The sequence below is a fragment of the Kribbella sp. NPDC056951 genome (assembly GCF_042674205.1).
In the GTDB taxonomy this organism is placed as follows: Bacteria; Actinomycetota; Actinomycetes; order Propionibacteriales; family Kribbellaceae; genus Kribbella; species Kribbella yunnanensis.
In genome coordinates this window covers 256,922-276,396 of sequence record NZ_JBHUQZ010000009.1, presented here as the reverse complement: position 1 = coordinate 276,396, position 19,475 = coordinate 256,922, and the positions used below count along the sequence as shown (strand labels likewise).

21 protein-coding genes are annotated in these 19,475 nt (G+C 68.3%); 11 read left to right on the top strand and 10 right to left on the bottom strand.

The window, feature by feature from the left end; genetic code table 11:
- Positions 1-18: 18 nt before the first annotated feature.
- Positions 19-723 carry a 3-oxoacyl-[acyl-carrier-protein] reductase gene (gene fabG / locus ACFTSF_RS30660; RefSeq protein ID WP_380157739.1) on the bottom strand — a complete coding sequence of 235 codons (705 nt, stop codon included), beginning with the start codon at positions 721-723 and terminating at the stop codon, positions 19-21.
- 41 nt (positions 724-764) lie between these two features.
- Positions 765-977, bottom strand: a complete 213-nt coding sequence (locus ACFTSF_RS30655) for a dodecin (protein ID WP_380157737.1) — start codon at positions 975-977, stop codon at positions 765-767.
- Positions 978-1,105: 128 nt separating this feature from the next.
- Between ACFTSF_RS30655 and ACFTSF_RS30650 the strand changes: the two genes are divergently transcribed.
- Together ACFTSF_RS30650 and ACFTSF_RS30645 are read left to right on the top strand one after the other, a co-directional pair.
- On the top strand, positions 1,106-1,465 hold the full coding sequence (locus ACFTSF_RS30650; RefSeq protein ID WP_344158388.1) for a DUF3099 domain-containing protein: 360 nt from the start codon (positions 1,106-1,108) through the stop codon (positions 1,463-1,465).
- A gap of 188 nt (positions 1,466-1,653) precedes the next feature.
- On the top strand, positions 1,654-1,857 hold the full coding sequence (locus tag ACFTSF_RS30645) for a hypothetical protein (RefSeq protein WP_380157735.1): 204 nt from the start codon (positions 1,654-1,656) through the stop codon (positions 1,855-1,857).
- A 22-nt stretch (positions 1,858-1,879) separates the two neighbouring features.
- Here ACFTSF_RS30645 and moaA read toward each other — a convergent pair whose 3' ends face one another.
- Positions 1,880-2,902 carry a GTP 3',8-cyclase MoaA gene (moaA, locus tag ACFTSF_RS30640; protein WP_380157733.1) on the bottom strand — a complete coding sequence of 341 codons (1,023 nt, stop codon included), beginning with the start codon at positions 2,900-2,902 and terminating at the stop codon, positions 1,880-1,882.
- A 57-nt stretch (positions 2,903-2,959) separates the two neighbouring features.
- Between moaA and ACFTSF_RS30635 the strand changes: the two genes are divergently transcribed.
- From ACFTSF_RS30635 to ACFTSF_RS30625, 3 genes are all read left to right on the top strand, one after another.
- On the top strand, positions 2,960-3,742 hold the full coding sequence (locus ACFTSF_RS30635) for an SURF1 family protein (RefSeq protein WP_380157731.1): 783 nt from the start codon (positions 2,960-2,962) through the stop codon (positions 3,740-3,742).
- 71 nt (positions 3,743-3,813) lie between these two features.
- Positions 3,814-4,569, top strand: a complete 756-nt coding sequence (locus tag ACFTSF_RS30630) for an SDR family oxidoreductase (RefSeq protein ID WP_344158396.1) — start codon at positions 3,814-3,816, stop codon at positions 4,567-4,569.
- Between the two features lie 102 nt (positions 4,570-4,671).
- Positions 4,672-5,088 (top strand): hypothetical protein, encoded by a 417-nt coding sequence (locus ACFTSF_RS30625; RefSeq protein ID WP_380157729.1) that lies wholly within the window; start codon positions 4,672-4,674, stop codon positions 5,086-5,088.
- Here ACFTSF_RS30625 and ligD read toward each other — a convergent pair.
- Positions 5,085-6,146 (bottom strand): non-homologous end-joining DNA ligase, encoded by a 1,062-nt coding sequence (gene ligD, locus ACFTSF_RS30620; protein ID WP_380157727.1) that lies wholly within the window; start codon positions 6,144-6,146, stop codon positions 5,085-5,087. The genes ACFTSF_RS30625 and ligD overlap by 4 nt on opposite strands.
- A 158-nt stretch (positions 6,147-6,304) precedes the next feature.
- Here ligD and ACFTSF_RS30615 point away from each other — a divergent pair, with 158 nt between their 5' ends.
- The 4 genes from ACFTSF_RS30615 (at position 6,305) to ACFTSF_RS30600 (ending at position 12,920) form a co-directional block, all read left to right on the top strand.
- On the top strand, positions 6,305-7,900 hold the full coding sequence (locus ACFTSF_RS30615) for a M4 family metallopeptidase (RefSeq protein WP_380157725.1): 1,596 nt from the start codon (positions 6,305-6,307) through the stop codon (positions 7,898-7,900).
- 138 nt (positions 7,901-8,038) lie between these two features.
- Positions 8,039-10,429 (top strand): lamin tail domain-containing protein, encoded by a 2,391-nt coding sequence (locus tag ACFTSF_RS30610; RefSeq protein WP_380157723.1) that lies wholly within the window; start codon positions 8,039-8,041, stop codon positions 10,427-10,429.
- A 69-nt stretch (positions 10,430-10,498) separates the two neighbouring features.
- Positions 10,499-10,915: a peptide-methionine (R)-S-oxide reductase MsrB gene (gene msrB / locus ACFTSF_RS30605; RefSeq protein ID WP_380157721.1), complete on the top strand. Its 417-nt coding sequence runs from the start codon at positions 10,499-10,501 to the stop codon at positions 10,913-10,915.
- 28 nt (positions 10,916-10,943) lie between these two features.
- Positions 10,944-12,920, top strand: a complete 1,977-nt coding sequence (locus ACFTSF_RS30600; RefSeq protein WP_380157719.1) for an AAA family ATPase — start codon at positions 10,944-10,946, stop codon at positions 12,918-12,920.
- Here the strand turns inward: ACFTSF_RS30600 and ACFTSF_RS30595 are convergent.
- From ACFTSF_RS30595 to hemE, 5 genes are read right to left on the bottom strand one after another with little or no spacing between them, the layout of a single operon-like run.
- On the bottom strand, positions 12,917-13,294 hold the full coding sequence (locus ACFTSF_RS30595; protein ID WP_344158410.1) for a VOC family protein: 378 nt from the start codon (positions 13,292-13,294) through the stop codon (positions 12,917-12,919). The genes ACFTSF_RS30600 and ACFTSF_RS30595 overlap by 4 nt on opposite strands.
- Positions 13,295-13,298: 4 nt before the next feature.
- Positions 13,299-13,994, bottom strand: coding sequence for a hydrogen peroxide-dependent heme synthase (gene hemQ, locus ACFTSF_RS30590; RefSeq protein WP_344158412.1), 696 nt, complete (start codon positions 13,992-13,994; stop codon positions 13,299-13,301).
- Positions 13,991-15,400, bottom strand: a complete 1,410-nt coding sequence (hemG, locus tag ACFTSF_RS30585) for a protoporphyrinogen oxidase (RefSeq protein ID WP_380157716.1) — start codon at positions 15,398-15,400, stop codon at positions 13,991-13,993. The genes hemQ and hemG overlap by 4 nt, the downstream gene beginning before the upstream one ends.
- Positions 15,397-15,897: a GNAT family N-acetyltransferase gene (locus ACFTSF_RS30580; protein ID WP_380157715.1), complete on the bottom strand. Its 501-nt coding sequence runs from the start codon at positions 15,895-15,897 to the stop codon at positions 15,397-15,399. The genes hemG and ACFTSF_RS30580 overlap by 4 nt, the downstream gene beginning before the upstream one ends.
- The gene (hemE, locus tag ACFTSF_RS30575) at positions 15,887-16,936 is read right to left on the bottom strand and encodes a uroporphyrinogen decarboxylase (RefSeq protein ID WP_380157713.1); all 1,050 of its coding nucleotides are present in this window, start codon (positions 16,934-16,936) and stop codon (positions 15,887-15,889) included. The genes ACFTSF_RS30580 and hemE overlap by 11 nt, the downstream gene beginning before the upstream one ends.
- A 131-nt stretch (positions 16,937-17,067) precedes the next feature.
- Between hemE and ACFTSF_RS30570 the strand changes: the two genes are divergently transcribed.
- Positions 17,068-17,670 carry a DUF3000 domain-containing protein gene (locus tag ACFTSF_RS30570; protein WP_344158420.1) on the top strand — a complete coding sequence of 201 codons (603 nt, stop codon included), beginning with the start codon at positions 17,068-17,070 and terminating at the stop codon, positions 17,668-17,670.
- A complete protein-coding gene (locus ACFTSF_RS30565; protein WP_344158422.1) occupies positions 17,667-18,923 on the top strand; it encodes a ribonuclease D in 1,257 nt (418 codons plus the stop codon). The genes ACFTSF_RS30570 and ACFTSF_RS30565 overlap by 4 nt, the downstream gene beginning before the upstream one ends.
- Here ACFTSF_RS30565 and ACFTSF_RS30560 read toward each other — a convergent pair.
- A complete protein-coding gene (locus tag ACFTSF_RS30560; protein WP_380157711.1) occupies positions 18,920-19,411 on the bottom strand; it encodes a VOC family protein in 492 nt (163 codons plus the stop codon). The genes ACFTSF_RS30565 and ACFTSF_RS30560 overlap by 4 nt on opposite strands.
- Positions 19,412-19,475: the final 64 nt, after the last annotated feature.

Below are 19,475 nucleotides of genomic sequence, written 5' to 3'. Positions count from 1 at the left end.
CCTTCTACAAGAGTGTTGTCAGTTGCCCATGCCGATGCCGCCGTCGACCGGGATCACCGCACCGGTGATGTACCCGGCCTCCTCGGAGGCGAGCCAGCGGACCGCGTGCGCGATCTCCTCGGTCAGGCCGAACCGGCCGAGCGGGATCTGGCCGAGGTACTGCTTCGAGGTCTCTTCGGGCAGTACGGCGGTCATGTCGGTCTCGACGAATCCCGGCGCGACCACGTTGGCGGTGATCCCGCGGCTGCCGAGCTCGCGCGCGATCGACCGGGCCATCCCGACCAGACCGGACTTGCTGGCCGCGTAGTTGACCTGACCGGCCTGGCCGAGCAGACCGACGACCGAGGAGATGAAGACGATCCGGCCCTTGCGCAGCCGCAGCATCCCCTTGGCCGCCCGCCGGGCGACCCGGAACGAACCGGTCAGGTTGGTGTCGATGACCGAGTCCCAGTCGTCGTCGGACATCCGCAGCAGCAGCGTGTCGCGCGTGATCCCGGCATTGGCGACCAGCACCTCGACCGGACCGTGCTGGTCCTGGATGGTCTCGAACGCCGCGTCGACCTGCTCCTGGTCGGTGATGTCGCACTTCACCCCGAGGAATCCGTCCGGCGGCGGGCTGCTGTTGTAGGTGACGGCGACCTGGTCACCGGCCTCCTTGAACGCAGTCGCGATCGCCAGACCGATCCCCCGGTTGCCCCCGGTCACCAGCACAGACCTGCTCACAAGAACTCCTCACCGTCGGCAGTCGTAGCCGAACGCTATCCTCAGGAGTCTTCGAGCCGGAAACCGACCTTCATGCCGACCTGGTAGTGGTCGATCTGGTTGTCGACGATGTGACCGCGGATCTGGGTCACCTCGAACCAGTCCAGGTGCCGCAGCGTCTCGCCGGCCCGGGTGATCCCGTTGGTGATGGCCTCGTTCACCCCCTCCTTCGACGTACCGACGATCTCCGTGACGCGATAGGTCCGATTACTCATCGTCGTCCTCGCTTCGCTCCGGGCGCCGCTGAGGCACGAGCCGGCTGTGTTGGATTGATGCCCTCGCTGCGCTCGGTCATGAGCTTCCTTCCGTAGCGGCGTACCGTGGGTATTGGTGAGGAGGATAGATGTCCAAACGTCGTGAACGGTCCGGCGAAACGGTCATTTCGGTGACCAGTGCCCAGCCCAGCCGTTCCGAAGACCTGGACAGCCGCATCATCCGGTACGCCGCGATGATGGGACTGCGGGTCGTGTGTTTCGTGCTGGCGGTGCTGACGCCGTCGCCGTGGCGCTGGATGTTCGTCGTCGGTGCAGTGTTCCTGCCGTACTTCGCGGTCGTGCTGGCCAACGTCGCGAAGACCGCGACCCAGGACAGCGGTACGCCGTACGTCGCCCCGGACCGGCCTGCGCTGGAGGCGTCGCCGGGCCCGGTGATCCGGGCCGAAGAGGACCCCGAACCGGTGCGACAGACCGACACCGAAAAGTGATCTGTGCCGGGACTGGAAAGTTCGCCGGGTTCCGTGTCAGAATCTCCCGCGTGCTCTGAAGTTCACGGTTGGAATTCAGAGACTTGATGCGGCGTCGGACGGCTCCCCCCGTGGCTGTCCGACGTCGCTTCATTTGTGCCGGGGGTCCGAAGATTTACCCCAGGCTATTGATAATTGAGGGATCAGGAATGGTTATGCCAGAGATCTGCTCGTCCAAGGGCTGCGGCAACGCCGCTACCTGGGCGGTGCTGTGGAACAACCCCAAGATCCACACCCCGGACCGGCGCAAGACCTGGCTGGCCTGTGACGAACACAAGGCGACGTTGTCCGACTTCCTGGACCGCCGTGGATTCCTGCGCGACGTCGAACCTTTCAGCGCGACGACGCCTTAGCGAAAAAGCACCTTTCCGCTTTTCAGCCACCGATCGCCGACATCGGGCGAACGGGTTGCAGGAACGCCGGATCGTTGATCCCGTGCCCGGGAAGTTTCTTCCACATCGCGCGTCGCCAGCGATCCGCGAGTTCCGCGTCATCGGCCCCGGAACGCATTGCCGTGCGCAGATCGGATTCCGTCCGGGCGAACAAGCAGTCGCGCACCTGACCATCGGCGGTCAGCCGGACGCGGTCGCAATCACCGCAGAACGGCCGCGTCACCGACGCGATGATCCCGACGGTCTGCGAACCGCCGCGCACACTGAAGATCTCGGCCGGCGCACTCCCCCGGGCCGCCGCGTCGGTCGGCTCCAGACCGAACCGCTCGCCGAGCTGCTCGAGGATCTCATCGGCCGTCACCATCGTGGCTCGGTTCCACCCGTGCTGCGCGTCCAGCGGCATCTGCTCGATGAACCGCAGCTCGTAGCCGTGCTCCAGGCAGAACTCGAGCAACTCCGGAGCGTGGGTGTCGTTGATTCCACGCATCAGTACTGCGTTCACCTTGACCGGCGTGAGCCCGGCCTCCTGGGCGGCGACCATGCCGGCGAGCACGTCCTTCAGGCGATCCCGCCGGGTCAGCTCAACGAAAGTATCGGGACGAATGGTGTCGAGACTCACATTCACCCGATCCAGTCCGGCCGCCTTGAGCGCGACCGCCTGCCGGGCCAACCCGATCCCGTTCGTGGTCAGCGACACCTCGGGTCGCGGCGTGAGCGCCGTCGTACGGGCGACGATGTCGACCAGACCGCGGCGCAGCAGCGGCTCGCCGCCGGTGAAGCGGATCTCGTGCACACCGAGCTGAGTGACCGCGATCCCCACCAGCCGGACGATCTCGTCGTCGGTGAGCAGCTCCGGCTTGGCCAGCCAGTCCAAGCCCTCTTCCGGCATGCAGTAGGTGCAGCGCAGATTGCAACGGTCCGTGAGCGAGACACGCAGATCTGTGGCGATCCGGCCGTACGTGTCTGCCAGACCTGCCTGCGTCGCCACCTCGTCGGTTGCCCTCACCAGCCCAGAGTACGTGCCGACCGCCGACAAGTTTTTGGTATGGCTTAAGTTCGAGACGTGCGTCGATTGATGAACGTCCGGTGGCTCGGCGCCGCGCTGACGATCCTGGTCCTGGCCACGGTCTGCGTTCAGCTCGGCCGCTGGCAACTGCATCGGCTGCACGACCGGGAGGTCCGCAACGGCGTGACCACGTCAAACTTGGCCGCTGCTCCGGCACCGCTCGACCAGATCGTCGGTCCGCAGGGCGTCGTCGGCGACCAGCACGCGTGGCGTACGGCGGAGGTCACCGGCCGCTTCGACGCCGCCAAGCAGATAGTTCTGCGCTATCGGAACGTGAACGACCGTCCCGGATTCGAAATCGTCACCCCGCTGGTGTTGCCGAGCGGCAAGGCGATCCTGGTCGACCGCGGGTTCCTGGCCCGGCAAGGCGCCGAACTCGCCCCGGGCAAGGTGCCCGCCGTACCGGATGGCGAGGTGACGATCACCGGCCGGTTGCAGCGCAGCGAGCGCGGCGGAAGTACCAACGGCGGTACGCCGGACAACGGGACCGCGCGGCTGATCAACGGGCCGGCGTACGCGAAGGCACTTGGTCTGGACCTGTATGACGGGTACCTGATGATCGACAACCAGGTTCCGGCCAACGACCCGGCGTTCGGGAAGTTCCCCGGGCCCGAGATCGACAGTGGACCGCACTTCTTCTACGCGCTGCAGTGGTTCCTGTTCGCGATCCTCGCCGTCGCCGGTCTGGTCTACTTCACCCGCCGGCCGGCCACCGACGCGGCCGGCGAAGTTGTTGCCGAGCGCAACGAAGAGCCGGCACCCGCGACCCCTCGGGACTGACAAACGAACGCTTGCCGTCGGCCACGAACTCTCGAGGTGCGGAGGTTGCGGCGGTGAGGCAGGATGGTGCCGTGGACCTTGGACTGCGCGACCGCATCTACATCGTCACCGGTGCCAGCACCGGCCTCGGCTTCGCCACCGCGAAGGCTTTGGCCGCCGACGGAGCCCGGCTCGTCATCTCCAGCCGGAGCGAGGAGAACATCACCCGCGCCGCCGCCGAGCTCGGTGAGAACGTGGTCGGCATCCCGGTCGACAACGCCGACCCGGAGAGCGCCGAGCGGCTGGCCGCCACCGCGATCGCCAAGTGGGGCGCCCTGCACGGCGCTTTGATCAGCGTCGGCGGCCCGAAGCCCGGCACCGCACTGGACTCCGACGAGTCCGACTGGCAGGCCGCGTTCAACAGCGTCTTCCTCGGTGGCCTGCGGATCGCGAAGTCGGTCGCCCGGGCCGGCTCTGACGGTACGTCGATCGCCTTCGTGCTGTCCTCGTCGGTCAAGTCCCCGATCGCCGGCCTGGCGATTTCCAACGGCCTGAGGCCCGGTCTCGCGATGGTCGCCAAGACGCTCGCCGACGAGCTCGGGCCGAACGGCGTCCGCGTCAACGGCCTGCTCCCCGGCCGGATCGCCACCGACCGGCTCAAGGAACTGGACGGCAAGGGCGGCGACCCCGAGGTGGCCCGCCGCAGCGCCGAGCGGACCATTCCGCTCCGCCGGTACGGCGATCCCGACGAGTTCGGCCGAGTTGCCGCATTCGTCCTCTCCCCCGCCGCGTCGTACCTGACCGGCGCCATCATCCCGATCGACGGCGGCGCACTCCGCACGTTCTAAAGGACGGGATCTTCACAGTATTTCTTGGTATTTACTCGCCTAGATCACAGAGGCGCTGTTATCTTCTAACAGCCTCAATCGCCCCATGGGAGGAACTGATCTATGCGCACCAAGATCCGGACGGCCGGCGTACTGCTCGGCACACTTGCACTGGTGGTCACCACGACCGGCGTCGCGAACGCCGCGTCGTTCAGCTACGGCGCCTACGAGGGCGGCGGCTATGGGCTCTGGCAGCAGGACCCGGGCGACGACCCGCGGCCGTTCCATGGCGGGACCGCACCCGGGGACGCGATCGCCGCGTGCGACATCGAGGCGGACGGGTGGGGAATCGAGGTGCGCCTGGACATCCGCCGCGACGGCGACATCGACCGCGTGGTCAGCACCCGCGGTCACGCCGCCGAGTACTGCTCCGGCTGGGCCAGCGGCGACCTTCCGGAGGGAACCCCGGTCCGCGTCTGGGTCGTGAAGGTCAACGGCAACACCGACTACCACCCGGTCTACAAGGACGGCACCGCCTAGTCGGCCTTCGGCCGGTCGCGGTCCTTGGACGGCTGCACCCGCTTGGGTTCCCCCGGCATCTTCGGGTACTCGGGCGGGTAGGGCAGATCGGCCTCGCCGTGGTCGCGCTCATGCTTGGCCGACAGCTCCAGCAGTGAGTCGAGCGAGAAGGCCTGCTCGCCGACCGCGGCGTGCAGGTCACCGACCTCCGCAAACCGGGCCGGCATCGTGAGCACATCGAAATCATCCGGTACGACGTCCTCGAGCTCCTCCCAGCGCAGTGGCGCCGACACCCGCGCCCGCGCGTTCGGACGGACCGAGTAGGCCGAGGCGATGGTCCGGTCCCGGGCCATCTGGTTGTAGTCGATGAAGATGCGTTCGCCGCGCTCCTCCTTCCACCAGTTCACCGTGACCTGGTCGGGGAGCCGCTTGGACAGCTCACGCCCGAGCGCGATCACCGCACGCCGCGCCTGGATGAAGTCCCATCGTGGCTCGATCGGCACGTAGACGTGCAGGCCTCGGCCGCCTGAGGTCTTCGGGAAACCCTCCAAGCCGTGTTCGGCGAGCAGCTCACGCAGCGCCGGAGCCACCGCGACCGCGCTCTTGAAGTCCGTCCCCGGCTGCGGGTCGAGGTCGATCCGGAGCTGGTCCGGGTTGTCGACGTTCGGCCGGCGGACCGGCCAGGGGTGGAAGGTCAGCGTGCCCAGGTTGGCCGCCCAGGCGACCACGGCGAGCTCGGTCGGGCAGACCTCGTCGGCGGGCCGGCCGCTCGGGAACTTGATGGTCGCGGTCTCTACCCACTCAGGCGCGCCCTTGGCGACCCGCTTCTGGTAGAACGCATCGCCGCGGTTGTCGGCCCGGGTGGACAGTTTGGCGCCCTCGAACCAACCGCCCGGCCAGCGCTCGAGCGTGGTCGGCCGGTCCCGGAGCGCGCCCAGGATGCCGTCGCCGACCGCGACGAAGTAGTTCACGATGTCGAGCTTGGTCAGCCCGCGATCCGCGAAGTACGGCTTGTCCGGGTTGCTCACCCGCACCTGCCGGCCGCCGATCTCGAGCTCGATTGCCTTGGTCGCCGCCATGCGGTGACGCTACCGCTCAGGACGGACAATCTGCTGGAAAACTGCGGAAAGGCAAGTTTTCGTAAAGGCTAGGCACGTCCGGTAACTGGGCGGTAACGTACGTGCACTTCGTTCCTGGGGCGTGAGGCCTCCGGGACGCTTCTAAGAGGAGCGCGAGGATGAACAGATCCGCCCTGTTCGCCGCTGCCACCGCAGTAGCGACCACCACCGCCCTAGGGCTGACCTCGGCCACCACCGCCACCGGTGCGCCCACGGCAGCCCCCGTCCCCAGTCCTGCGGCTGCCGTCGCCCGGGCCAAAGCAGCCATCGGCGACAACCTCGCCGGGCTCAAGGCCACCACTGCCGACACCTTCGCCGTACGCGATGTGATCGTCGACAAGTCGGGTGCGACCCACGTCCGGATGGACCGGACGATCGGTGGGCTCAAGGTGCTCGGTGGCGACGTCGTCGTCCACCAGGACGTCCAAGGCGCCTGGAAGGGCGCCAGCGTCACGCTGACCAAGAGCGCGAACGTCGACCGGACGCCGAAGGTCAGCATCGCCACCGCGACCGGCAAGGCACTCGCCAAGGGCCAGAAGGCCGAAGGCAAGCCCGCGCTGGTGATCGAGGCCCGCAAGGGCGCGCCGCGACTGGCCTACCTGGTCACCACGACCGGCACCCAGGCCGACGGGACGCCCAGCCACATCACCACCACGATCGATGCCCTGACCGGCGCCAAGCTGATCAGCGAGCAGCACATCGAGACCGCGACCGGTGACGGCCGCAGCCTGTACTCCGGGACGGTGCCGATCGACACCACCCCGGCGACCGGCGGCTTCACGCTCACCGACCCGGTCCGCGGCAACGGCGCGACCGGCGACGCGAACAACAAGACCGAGTCGATCCTGTGCCAGCTGTTCGGCCTCGGCTGCATCGTGCCGACCAAGTTCAACGACGCGGACAACCACTGGGGCAACGGCACCAACGCCGACCGCGCCAGCGCCGCGGTCGACGCGCACTACGGCGCCGCGACGACGTTCGACTACTACAAGAACACCCACGGCCGGAACGGCATCTTCAACAACGGCAAGGGTGTCCCGAGCCGCGTGCACTACGGCACGAACTACGTCAACGCCTTCTGGGACGGCAAGCAGATGACGTACGGCGACGGCGACAACGTCGTCGCGGGACCGCTGGTCTCGATCGACGTGGCCGGCCACGAGATGTCCCACGGCGTCACCTCGGCGACCGCGAACCTCACCTACTCCGGTGAGTCCGGCGGCCTGAACGAGGCCACCAGCGACATCTTCGGCACCCTGGTGGAGTTCTACTCCAACAACGCCTCCGACCCGGGTGACTACTACATCGGCGAAGAGATCATGAAGGACCGCCCGGCGCTGCGCTTCATGGACAAGCCGAGCAAGGACGGCAAGTCCGTCGACTGCTGGTCGTCCGGTGTCGGCAACCTCGACGTGCACTACTCCTCCGGTGTGGCGAACCACTTCGTCTACCTGCTCGCCGAGGGCACCGGCGCCAAGGTGTTCGGCGGTCTGGCGCACAACTCGACCACCTGCAACGGCAGCACGCTGCAGGGCATCGGCCGGGACAAGGTCGGCAAGATCTGGTACCGCGCGCTGACCGTCTACATGACGACCAGCACCAACTACGCCCAGGCCCGGACCGCGACGCTGAACGCGGCCTCCGACCTGTACGGCGCCAGCAGCCCCGAGCGGGCCGCTGTTGCCGCCGCCTGGACCGGAGTGAGCGTCAACTAACTCCCTGTGATTTCGCCGGTCCTGTCCCACTGGGGCGGGCAGGACCGGCGAATGATCCCCCCTGCGGATCGGCAACGGAACCTGCTGTTCACGCATTGGACCTTCCGGCGGACCTATGCGGGTGTGAGAATCCGCGACATGTCTGCCCATCTTCGATCACGACGCCGCCTGGGCGCCCTGGTCATCACTTCCACTCTTATCGCCTCCGGAGCGGCCGTCATCGCGGCGAACCCGGCGGGCGCCGCCTCCGCCTCGGTGGTCATCACCGAGGTGTACGGCGGTGGCGGCAACAGCGGGGCGCCGTACACGAACGACTTCATCGAGCTGACCAACAACAGCTCCGCGCCGGTCGACCTGACCGGCTGGACGATCCAGTACGCCTCTGCGGCCGGCACCTCGTGGGCCAACAAGATCAACCTGACCGGCTCGATCGCCCCCGGCGCTGTCTACCTCGCCCAGGGCGCATCTGGCGGTGCCAACGGGCAGCCGCTGCCGACGCCGGACGCTACCGGCAGCGTGAACATGTCCGCCGCCTCCGGCAAGGTCGCCTTGGTCAATTCGGCCACCAGCCTGAGCTGCACGACCGGCTGCGCCACGGCGCCCGGCGTGATCGACTTCGTCGGGTACGGCGCGGCCAACGACTTCGAGACCAGCGCCGCACCGGGCACCTCGAACACGACGTCGGCCACCCGCAAGGTGCCGACCACGGATGCCGACAACAACGGCACCGAGTTCGCCGAGGTCGCGCCGACGCCGAAGGTGCTCACCAACACTCCGCCGCCGCCGGACCCGATCGACGCCAAGATCCACGACATCCAGGGCGCCGCGCACCTCTCGCCGCTCGTCGGCAAGCTGGTCGGCAACGTGACCGGTGTGGTCATCGCGAAGAGCGGCAACGGCTTCTGGTTCCAGGACCCGCAGCCGGACGACAACCCGGCGACCAGCGAGGGTCTGTTCGTCTTCACGAGCTCCGCGCCGACCGTCTCGGTGGGCGACGCCGTGACCGTGCAGGGCACCGTGACCGAGTTCCGGCCGGGTGGCTCGGGCGGTGTCACGAACCTCACCACGACCGAGCTGACGCAGGCGAAGATCACGGTCACCGGGACTGCCGCCGTACCGGCTCCGACTCTGGTCGGCCCGGGTGGACGGGTTCCGCCGTCGACTGTGATCGACAACGACTCGTCCGGTGACGTCGAGACGACTGGGACTTTTGATCCGGCCGAGGACGGTCTGGACTTCTGGGAGTCGCTCGAGGGCATGTGGACCGGGATCGACCAGCCGCAGGTCACCGGCCCGACATCCTCCTTCCGCGAGCTGTCTGTCGTACCGGCTGGGGCTGGTGTGCGGACCGTCCGTGGCGGCATCGTGCTGCAGAAGACCGACAGCAACCCCGAGCGGATCCTGCTCGACGACCTGCTGACCCCGATCCCGGACGCCAAGACCGGTGACAAGCTCGCCGGGACCGTTGCCGGTGTCGTCGACTACGGGTTCGGCAACTTCAAGCTGCTGCCGACCACGACGCCGACCGTGATCGACGGTGGCGTGAAGCGCGAGACGACCAAGGCCTCCTCGCCGCTGCAGGTGTCGGTCGCGACCTTCAACGTGGAGAACCTCGACCCGTCCGACGGCGACGCCAAGTTCGACGGACTCGCCCAGGCCGTGGTCAAGAACCTCGCATCGCCGGACATCATCGGCCTCGAGGAAGTTCAGGACAACGACGGCGCGACCAACTCCGGTACGACGGCCGCGAACGTGACCCTGGATCTGCTGACCGCGGCGATCGTGAAGGCGGGCGGACCGCAGTACGCCTACCGCCAGATCGACCCGGTGAACAACGCCGAGGGCGGTGAGCCGGGTGGCAACATCCGGGTCGCGTTCCTCTACCGCACCGACAAGGCGGTCAAGTTCGTCGACCGGGCCGGCGGCGGTTCGGCGGTTGCGACCACGATCACCACCGACCGGCGGGGCCGGCCGCACCTGAGCGCCTCCCCCGGTCGCGTCGACCCGGCCAACCCGGCGTGGGCCGCGACCCGGGTCCCGCTCGCGGGCGAGTTCACCTGGCACGGCCAGAGCCTGTTCGTCGTGGTCAACCACTTCAGCTCCAAGGGCGGCGACAACCCGCTCTGGGGCCGGACCCAGCCGCCGGTCCAGGTGACCGCGGCCAAGCGGCACCAGCAGGCGCAGGCGGTCCGTGGCTTCGTCGACCAGATCTTCGCCAAGGACACCGGCGCGAACGTGATCGTGCTCGGTGACCTGAACGACTTCGACTTCTCCGAGACCACGGACATCCTGGTCGGGTCGGGCAAGACCGCACTGATCGACATGCCCCGGACACTGCCGCTGAAGGAGCGCTACAGCTACGTGTTCGAGGGCAACAGCCAGATCCTCGACCAGATCCTGATCTCGAAGAACCTGCAGCCGGCCTCGTCGTACGACGTGGTGCACATGAACGCGGAGTTCCCGGACCAGATCAGTGACCACGACCCCCAGGTGGTGCGGGTGATCCCGCTCCCGTCCTGGGTGCGCTAGTTATTGCGGCAGTCTTACGTAGCGGCGGTGGCGTGGGGTTTTCCTTGCGCTACCGCCGATACTGGGCTTGTGACTGATTCCACCAAGCACTACGCCGTAGAGAAGTCCGACGCGGAGTGGAAGGCGCAGCTGTCCCCCGCGGAGTTCCAGGTGCTGCGCAAGGCCGGTACGGAGCGAGCCTTCACCGGCGAGTACACCGACACCAAGACCATCGGTGTCTACAAGTGCCGGGCCTGTGACGCGGAGCTGTTCCGCAGCGAGACCAAGTTCGACTCGCACTGCGGGTGGCCGTCGTTCTTCGCGCCGCTGGCCGAGGACCGGGTCGAGTACATCGAGGACACCGCCCTCGGGATGAAGCGCGTCGAGGTCCGCTGCGCGAACTGCGGCTCGCACCTGGGCCACGTGTTCGAGGGCGAGGGCTACGGCACGCCGACCGACCTCCGGTACTGCATCAACAGCGTCAGCCTGGCGCTGCAGCCGGAGTGATCACCTGCTAGACCACTAGACTGCGACCGTGCTGGATGTCCTGGGTGCTGAGCAGGCGTGGGAGGTGCCGGGGGCCTGGGTGACGGCCGTCCGGCAGAGGTTGCATGCGTGGGGCCAGGACCAGCGGTCGTTGCGGCCGCTGCGTCCGGATGCGTTCGCGGGATTCGCGAAGGGGACCCCGGCCGCGGTCTGGTTCACAAATCAGGTGGCTCCGCTGCTCGGCGGATGGATTCCGGTGCTGCACGGCGACCACGCCGATCTCGGTGCGGTCCTCGCGCGCGAGTTCCAGCGGCCGACGTACCGGATCGGTGGTGCCGGGCACATCGTGCGGGTCGCGCCGACCGACTGGCCGTTGCAGGTCATTGCGGGCGCGCAGGGGTTCCGTGAGCAGGGGCGTAAGCACGCCGTCGAGGTGTCGCGGGACGTGGTGGCCATGTTCACCGACGCACCGCCGCTGGCGGCCCGGGCGAAGGCGTTGACGGCTGCGTTCGACCGGGTCCTCGCCGACCGCGACGCGATCCACCTGCACACGACCGCTGACTACCCCGCGATCGTGCAGTACTGGCGGACGAGCGCGCTCACGGACGCGGAGCACGCCGTACTGCCGGAGCTGGCCGGCCCGAGCGCCGCTCTGAAGTACTCGCTCAACTCCCTGCGGGATGCGCACGCCAAGCTGCTGATGACGATCCCGGACGAGTACGCCGGTGACTTCGCGCAGCTGATGGCCGGAATGATCCTGGCCGGGCGGCTCACCAACCTGCCGCCGGGCGTCGCGCAGATTCTCGGCCCGGCCGCTCAGGACGTCGAGAAGGCGTTCGCGTCCGCGCGGACCGGTTTCCGCCCACAAGCCTGGCTGGAGGCGAACACCGAGTGGCTGGGCCGCGCCGTACGGCATGACCAGCGCGCGGCCGCCCGGACCTGGGCTGCTGCGGCGACCCGTGTCTCGGTCCACCTGTCCGGTGCGCTCGGCGACGCGCCGTGGCCGGATCCGCTGATTCCGGATCTGGATGCGTTGTTCCGGCTCCTCGATCGGGACCGCCGTCCCGTGGCCGTAGCCGAGCAGGCGGAGACCTCGCTCTCCTCTGCCTGGGACAACGCGCAGGCCACACCGCAGGCGGCTGCCAAGCCTGTTGCGCTGGGACCGGTCGACTTCACGAACGACCCGCTCGCCGAGCTCGACTCGCTGGTCGGTCTGGAGTCGGTGAAGGACTCGGTCCGCAAGATGGTGGCCGAGGTCAAGACCAACCTGCGCCGCCAGGAGCTCGGCCTGCCGAGCCACGAGCGCGCGCGACACATGGTCTTCGTCGGCAAACCCGGTACGGCGAAGACGACGATCGCGCGGCTGCTGAGCCGCATCTACCACCAGCTCGGCGTACTGGAGAAGGGTCACGTGGTCGAGGTCGACCGCTCCGACCTGGTCGGATCCAGCACCGGTACGACGGCGCCGATGACCGCGGAGAAGTTCCGCGAGGCGATCGGTGGCGTGCTGTTCGTCGACGAGGCGTACACGCTGGTGCCCGAGAACAGCCCGGGTGACTACGGGCTGGAGGCCATCGCGACGATCCTGAAGCTGATGGAGGACCACCGCAACGACTGCATCGTGATCGTGGCCGGGTACCACCGCGAGATGCAGCGGTTCATGGAGTCCAACACCGGTCTGGCATCGCGGTTCCCGAAGCTGCTGTCATTCGCCGAGTACGACACGAACCAGCTGGTCGCGATCTTCGAGCTGCAGGCGCGGTACAAGGGGATGACGTACAGCGACGACGTACTGGATGTCGTCCGGTCGATCATTCCGCCGTCACCGCGTGGCCACAACTTCGGCAACGGCCGCTTCATCCGGAACGTCCTGGAGGAAGCGATCTCCAACCAGGCCACGCGATTGTCCGCCCGCGACCCGGACAGCCTGACCGAGAAGGACCTGCGCGAGCTGCTGCCGGAGGACGTGCGGCCGCCGATGTCGATGCGGGCCGAGGACTACCTGTTCCAGAAGCCCGGCACCTAGACCGGAGTGGCCAGGGCGACCGGGTTGCCTTCGGGGTCGGCGAGGTAGGCCTGGCGTTCGCCCCACGGCATGGTCGCCGGTTCCTGGAGGATCGGGTGGCCGTGCTTGCGGAACATCTCCACCTCGGCCTCGACGTCGTCGACGTACACGAACAGTTCGAAGCGCGGCGCCGTACCGACGGTGATGCCGAGGGTCGCCTCCGGCCAGTTGGAGTCGGCGATCCCGAGCGAGGATTCGCCGCGCTCGAGGCCGACGTAGTGCGGGTCGCCCTCGAGCGGGAACTGGTACGTCATCTCGTAGCCGAGCAGCGCGTAGAACTCGACCGACCGCCGGACATTGCTCACGTAGAGCACCGGGAACGCCTTGCGGTGCATGATGTCAGGCCAGGTTGGCGATCAGGTCGCCCAGCTCGGTGCGCTTGCCGGTGTAGAACGGCACTTCCTCACGCACGTGCCGACGCGCGGTGGACGCCCGCAGGTCGCGCATCAGGTCGACCATCCGGTGCAGCTCATCGGCCTCGAAGGCCAGCATCCACTCGTAGTCGCCGAGCGCGAACGACGCGACCGTGTTGGCCCGCACATCCGGGTACCCACGGGCCATCTTGCCGTGCTCGGCCAACATGAACCGGCGCTCCTCGTCGGGGAGCAGATACCACTCGTAGGAGCGGACGAACGGGTACACGCAGACGTACGCGCGCGGCTCCTCGTCGGCGAGGAAGGCCGGGATGTGGCTCTTGTTGAACTCGGCCGGCCGGTGCAGCGCGAGCTGCGACCAGACCGGGGCCAGGTGCCGGCCGAGCCGGGACCGGCGCAGCGCGTGGTACGCCTTCTGCAACGCGTCCGAGGTCGGTGCGTGCCACCAGACCAGGAAGTCGGCGTCGGCGCGGAAACCCTCGACGTCGTAGATCCCGCGGATCACCACGTCGTCGGCCGCGAGTTTGCCGACCAGCTCGGACAGCTCCGCGGTCAGCTCGTCACGGTCCGCGTCACCGAGCGGGGTCTCGACTTTGAAGACCGACCACATGGTGTAGCGGATCACATTGTTCAGCTCGCGCGCCTTCGGCTTGTCCGTCACGGGACCATTCTCTCCAATGAATCGGTGAAACCACGCACCCGGGTGGCCGCTTTCACACCCGAGGCCACACAGGCGGCGATCCCGACACCCCGGTACGCCGCGCCTGCCACGGCCAACCCCGGTACGTCGGCGATGGCCGCTTCCACGCGGTCGACACGGTCGAGGTGACCGACGGCGTACTGCGGAAGTCCGCCGCCCCAGCGGGTCACGATCGAGCCGATGACCGGTCCTTGGAGGCCGATCGCCTGTTTCAGGTCGGACGCGGCCAGCCGGACGAGCTCCTCGTCGGAGCGCTGCAGCACGTACTCCTCGCCGAGCCGGCCGACCGAGGTCCGCAGTACGGCGAGGTCTCCCCCGGCGTCGTTCGACCACTGCCACTTGGCGTGGGAGTACGTCGAGGCCTTGATCGTTCGGCCCTCGACCGAGGGGACCAGGAATCCGGAGCCGGTCGCGTCGGCGGGCCAGTCGTCCTTGCGGACCGCGAGCGTGACGATCGCCATACTCGCGTACTCGATCGCGGCCAGCTCGGTCGATGCCGTCGGCACCAACTCGGCCAGCATCCGGCTCGCAGGCGCGGCCGGGGTCGCGACGATCACCGCATCGGCGGTCAGGTACGTCGGCGCCGGTACCGGACCGGCTTCCAGCTCAAACCCGTCCGGGGTGCGCGTGATCCGCCGTACGGCGAGTTGTCGTTGGATCACGACGCCACGGGCGAGCAGGTCTTGCTCCAGCGCGGTGATCAGCCGGTTCACGCCACCGACGATCCCGGCGAACACGGGCTCACCGGCCCGCTTCTGCCCGGCCTCCCGCAGCTCGCCCGTCGCGGCGAGCAGACTCGGTGCCGTCCGCAACTTCGCGTACAGATCCGGTACCGCGGCGGCCAGCGAGATCTCATCCGCCTTGCCCGCGTACACCCCACCAAGCAACGGGTCGATCAACTTCTCCGTCACCGCAGACCCCATGCGCTCGGCCACAAACCGCCCGATCGCCACATCCTCTTCCAGCGCAGGCGGCGCCAACTCAGCCTCCCGCGCAACCTGCTCAGCCGCCGCCTCCCCCAGTACGTCGGCCGCCGCGGCCGCGTCGACCGGCACACCCATCACCGTCGGCGGAATCGCCCGAATCCGATCGCCGACCCACAACCCCGCTGAGGTGGTTGCCGGATGCACCAGCTCGTCCGCCAGCCCAACCGCCTTGATCAGCTCCACAGCCTCCGGCCGCCGAGCCAGCACCGACTCGGCCCCCAGATCAACCGGCACACCCTCAACCTCAGCCCCGGCCAACTTCCCACCCAGCCGAGGCGACCCCTCCAGCACCGTGATCTGCGGCGGATTGGGCCCACTAGCCAACGCATGCGCGGCCGCCAACCCACTGATCCCGCCACCAACCACAACAACCCGACTCACAAACCCTCCAAGCTCAGCTCGTACACCACTTGAGGCCTCGGCCCTTCGGTTTCTGCAATACGTTGGAAGCCTGCTCGTTCCAGCACGGTCCACGAGGCAACGTTTGCGCGTGCTGCGCCGGCGGTCAGTTGCTTAAGGGCGTAGTCGCTCGCCGCGATCCGCACGATCGCTCGTACGGCGGCGGTCGCCAGCCCGCGGCCGGTGACGCGTTCGGCGAGGCGGTAACCCAGCTCGGCCGACCCGTTCTCGACATCGACGAGGTTCAGCCGACCGACCACCGCGCCGCCCGGCTCCACGAGCACGTGGAACTGGCAGACACCTTCCGCCTGCTCCACCAACCGTGCGTCCAGGATCTCCGCGAAATGCTCGAAGAACTCGTCACCACGGTCGGCGATCGACAAGGCGAAGTACGAGCGGTTCTCGCGCTCAAAGGCCAGCAGCGCGTCGGCGTGGTCCGCGGTCAGGCGTTCGAGAGTGACGCCGTACTCAGACAGCACGAGCGGACTTCGACTGCACGTGCTTGACGATCCGGTTCAGCACCTCGGGATCGGCATCCGGCGGAACCCCGTGACCGAGGTTGAAGATGTGCCCCGGAGCCGCCTGCCCCTCGAGCAGGATCCGGTCGATCTCCGCCTCCAGCACCTCCCAGCCCGCGTGCAGCAGCGCCGGATCAAGGTTCCCCTGCACCGGCTTCCCGCCGATCCGCCGCGCGGCCTCGTCCAGCGGCACCCGCCAGTCGGCCCCGACTACATCAGCACCGGCGGCGCTCATCAGCCCGAGCAGCTCACCGGTATTCACCCCGAAGTGGATCTTCGGTACGTCGTACGCCGCCAGCGCGTCGAAGACCTTCGCCGAGTGCGGCAGCACGAACCGCTCGTAGTCGCGCGGCGACAACCCACCGGCCCACGAGTCGAACAGCTGAATCGCCGAGGCACCCGCCTCGACCTGCACGGTCAGGTACGCGATCGCTACATCAGCCAACCGATCAGCCAGCGCGTTCCACAGCTTTGGGTCGCTGTGCATCAGCGCCTTCGTCTTGGCGTGGTCCTTGCTCGGCCCACCCTCGACCAGGTACGACGCCACCGTGAACGGCGCGCCCGCGAATCCGATCAGCGGGGTCTCCCCCAACTGCCGTACGAGCTCCTGCACCGACTCCGTGATGTACGGCACGTCCGCCGGCGTCACCGGGCGGATCGCCTCCACGCCGGCCAGGTCCCGGATCGGGTCCGCGACCACCGGCCCGACACCGGGCTTGATCTCCACCCCGAAGCCGGTCGACTTCAACGGCGTCACGATGTCGGAGTAGAAGATCGCCGCGTCGACGCCGTAACGGCGTACCGGCTGCAGCGTTATCTCGACGACGAGGTCGGGCCGCATACACGACTCGAGCATCGTGGTCCCCTCGCGGACCGCACGGTACTCGGGCAGCGAGCGGCCGGCCTGGCGCATGAACCACACCGGAGTGTGCGGGCCGGGCTCACCACGAGCGGCGAGCAAGAAGGGGGAACGGGCAAGCGCAGCAGGTGTCACGGGCACCTCACGATGATCCCACGCGGCACACAAACCGTTTTCCGGGCCTGGCCAGTGCAGGTTTTCGCTCCGCGTACGGGCCGTTACCGGCGCGTCTAAACGCGCGTCGGTGCGTAATCAGTCGTAGGCTGCGGAGCATGGGTGCCCGCAAGCAGGTCGACGCGCCACCCGCGGAGTTTGCCGAGGCCGTGACGCAGTTGCGCGGTGCCCGGTTCCGGCCAGAAGTATTCGTCGAGGAGATGCCTGCACCGCAGCGGATCGCTCCGCATGCGGCCGCGGTCAGCGCCGATGTGACGATCGACGGTGACGATGTCGCCACCGGTCGGCTCGTCGTCCTCTACGACCCGGCCGGTAACGACGCCTGGCAGTCGACCTTCCGCTGTGTCGCGTATGTGCGCGCTGCCGTCGAACCGGAGATGGTGACGGACGCGCTGCTCGGTGGCGTGGGCTGGACCTGGCTGATGGAGGCACTGGCGGACCGGGGTGCGGAGTACCTGGCCCCGAGCGGTACCGTCACTCGCGTGGTATCGGAGAGCTTCGGCGGGATGGCCGACGACGACGCGACGGCGGAGATCGAGATCCGTGCGTCCTGGAGCCCCGTGCCCGGACCCGGTGGACTCGTGGATGTGACCAAGCACGCCGAGGCCTGGGGCGAAGTGCTCTGTACGGCGGCCGGGCTGCCGCCGGTTCCGCCGGGGGTGGTCGCGATGCCGACCCGGCGCGGACAGCGGGGCCGATGAGCCAGGCCGACCCCCAGCCGCCAGTACCGGAAGAGCCGACAGTTGAGCTGCCGCTCCTCGAACTCCGCGACGGCCTGTCCGATGTCGTCGACACCGACCCTGCGCTGACCGAGATCATCGAGGCCTTCCGGGCCGGTACCGGTTCGGTCGCCGTCGATGCCGAGCGCGCTTCCGGCTACCGCTACTCGCACCGCGCCTACCTGGTGCAGTTGCGCCGCGAGGGCTCCGGCTCCGCGCTGGTCGACCCGATCCCGTTCGGTGACCTGTCCGCACTGGGTGACGCGATCATCGACGCGGAGTGGATCATCCACGCCGCCAACCAGGACCTGGCCTGCCTCGCCGAGGTCGGCATGATCCCGCGCAAGGTCTTCGACACCGAGCTCGCCGGCCGCCTGCTGGGCTACCCGAAGGTCGGTCTCGCGTCACTCGTCAGCGAGGTCCTCGGCTACCGGATGCGCAAGGAGCACTCGGCGGCCGACTGGTCGACCCGGCCATTGCCCGCACCCTGGCTCGTGTACGCCGCTCTGGACGTCGAGATGCTGATCGAGCTCCGCGACGCCATCGAGGCCGAACTGCGCCGCGAAGGCAAGTGGGAGTGGGCCGAGCAGGAGTTCGCCGCGATCCTGTCCGCGCCACCGCGTGAACCGAAGCCAGATCCGTGGCGCCGGACCTCGGGGATGCACCGAGTCCGCAATCGCCGCAGCCTGGCCGTCGTACGGGCGCTGTGGGAGGCCCGCGACCAGATCGCGTCGTCGGCCGACATCTCCCCTGGGCGGATCCTCCCGGATGCCGCGATCGTCGAGGCCGCGGCCGCGATGCCCGCCGACCGCGACACCCTCCAGAAGCTCACCGCCTTCAAGGGCCGCGGCGCCCACCGCCACATGCGCACCTGGTGGGAGGCGGTCGACCACGCCCGCCACCTCCCCGACACCGAACTCCCCAAACAAGGCCCCCGGTACGACGGCCCGCCGCCCGCCCGCGCCTGGGCCGACCGCGACCCCGACGCGGCAGCCCGCCTCTCAGCCGCCCGCACCGCAGTCTCCGAGATCGCCGAGGCCCACCGCCTCCCCACGGAGAACCTGCTCTCCCCCGACACCATCCGCCGCCTGGCCTGGGCCCCACCCGCCGACGCCGACCTGACCGCGGTCTCCACCTTCCTCCGCGACCACCACGCCCGCGACTGGCAAATAGCCCTCACCGCCGAAACCCTCACCAACGCCATAGCCACCGAACCAGCCGCAAAAATCGACTAGACCTCGGGTTTGAAGATTGAGCTGGTGACGTAGGCCATGGCTTCGGTGAACTTGGGGTCGGTGAAGCGGCGGTTGAGTTCGGCTTCGTCGACGAGCTCGATGCGGGTGTGCAGCCAGTACAGGTTGCCGAAGGGGTCGTGGACGCGGGCGATGACGTCGCCCCAGAACATGTGCGTGGGGTTGGTGACGACGGTGCCGCCGGCGGCTACGGCGTTCTTCAGGGTCTGCTCCACGTCCGGGACGTAGAGGCGCAGGAACGCCGGGGTCGGCGGCCAGTCCGGCTTGTCGAACATCATCACGATGGAGTCGCCGATCCGCATCTCGGCGTGGCCGATGCGGCCCTGGTCGTCGACGACGCGGCCGCCCAGATCCTCGGCGTCGAAGGCCGCCGCGAGGAAGTCCATCAGGCCGGCCGTGTCGTGGCCGATGATCCACGGCGTCACCGAGTGATAGCCGTCAGGAACCGGCGAGACAGGGTTGATGGTCATGGCGCTTCTCCTCCTGGTGGTTTGGTGACCCCCACGCTAGGAGGAGAAGCGGCCAATGTTTGTC

Excerpts from the sequence above, each read along its gene's own strand:
- ACFTSF_RS30655 (WP_380157737.1), bottom strand. The coding sequence starts at position 977 with ATGAGTAATCGGACCTATCGCGTCACGGAGATCGTCGGTACGTCGAAG.
- ACFTSF_RS30650 (WP_344158388.1), top strand. The coding sequence starts at position 1,106 with ATGTCCAAACGTCGTGAACGGTCCGGCGAAACGGTCATTTCGGTGACC.
- ACFTSF_RS30645 (WP_380157735.1), top strand. The coding sequence starts at position 1,654 with ATGGTTATGCCAGAGATCTGCTCGTCCAAGGGCTGCGGCAACGCCGCT.
- ACFTSF_RS30625 (WP_380157729.1), top strand. The coding sequence starts at position 4,672 with ATGCGCACCAAGATCCGGACGGCCGGCGTACTGCTCGGCACACTTGCA.
- ligD (WP_380157727.1), bottom strand. The coding sequence starts at position 6,146 with ATGGCGGCGACCAAGGCAATCGAGCTCGAGATCGGCGGCCGGCAGGTG.
- ACFTSF_RS30615 (WP_380157725.1), top strand. The coding sequence starts at position 6,305 with ATGAACAGATCCGCCCTGTTCGCCGCTGCCACCGCAGTAGCGACCACC.
- ACFTSF_RS30610 (WP_380157723.1), top strand. The coding sequence starts at position 8,039 with ATGTCTGCCCATCTTCGATCACGACGCCGCCTGGGCGCCCTGGTCATC.
- ACFTSF_RS30595 (WP_344158410.1), bottom strand. The coding sequence starts at position 13,294 with ATGCACCGCAAGGCGTTCCCGGTGCTCTACGTGAGCAATGTCCGGCGG.
- ACFTSF_RS30570 (WP_344158420.1), top strand. The coding sequence starts at position 17,068 with ATGGGTGCCCGCAAGCAGGTCGACGCGCCACCCGCGGAGTTTGCCGAG.
- ACFTSF_RS30565 (WP_344158422.1), top strand. The coding sequence starts at position 17,667 with ATGAGCCAGGCCGACCCCCAGCCGCCAGTACCGGAAGAGCCGACAGTT.
- ACFTSF_RS30560 (WP_380157711.1), bottom strand. The coding sequence starts at position 19,411 with ATGACCATCAACCCTGTCTCGCCGGTTCCTGACGGCTATCACTCGGTG.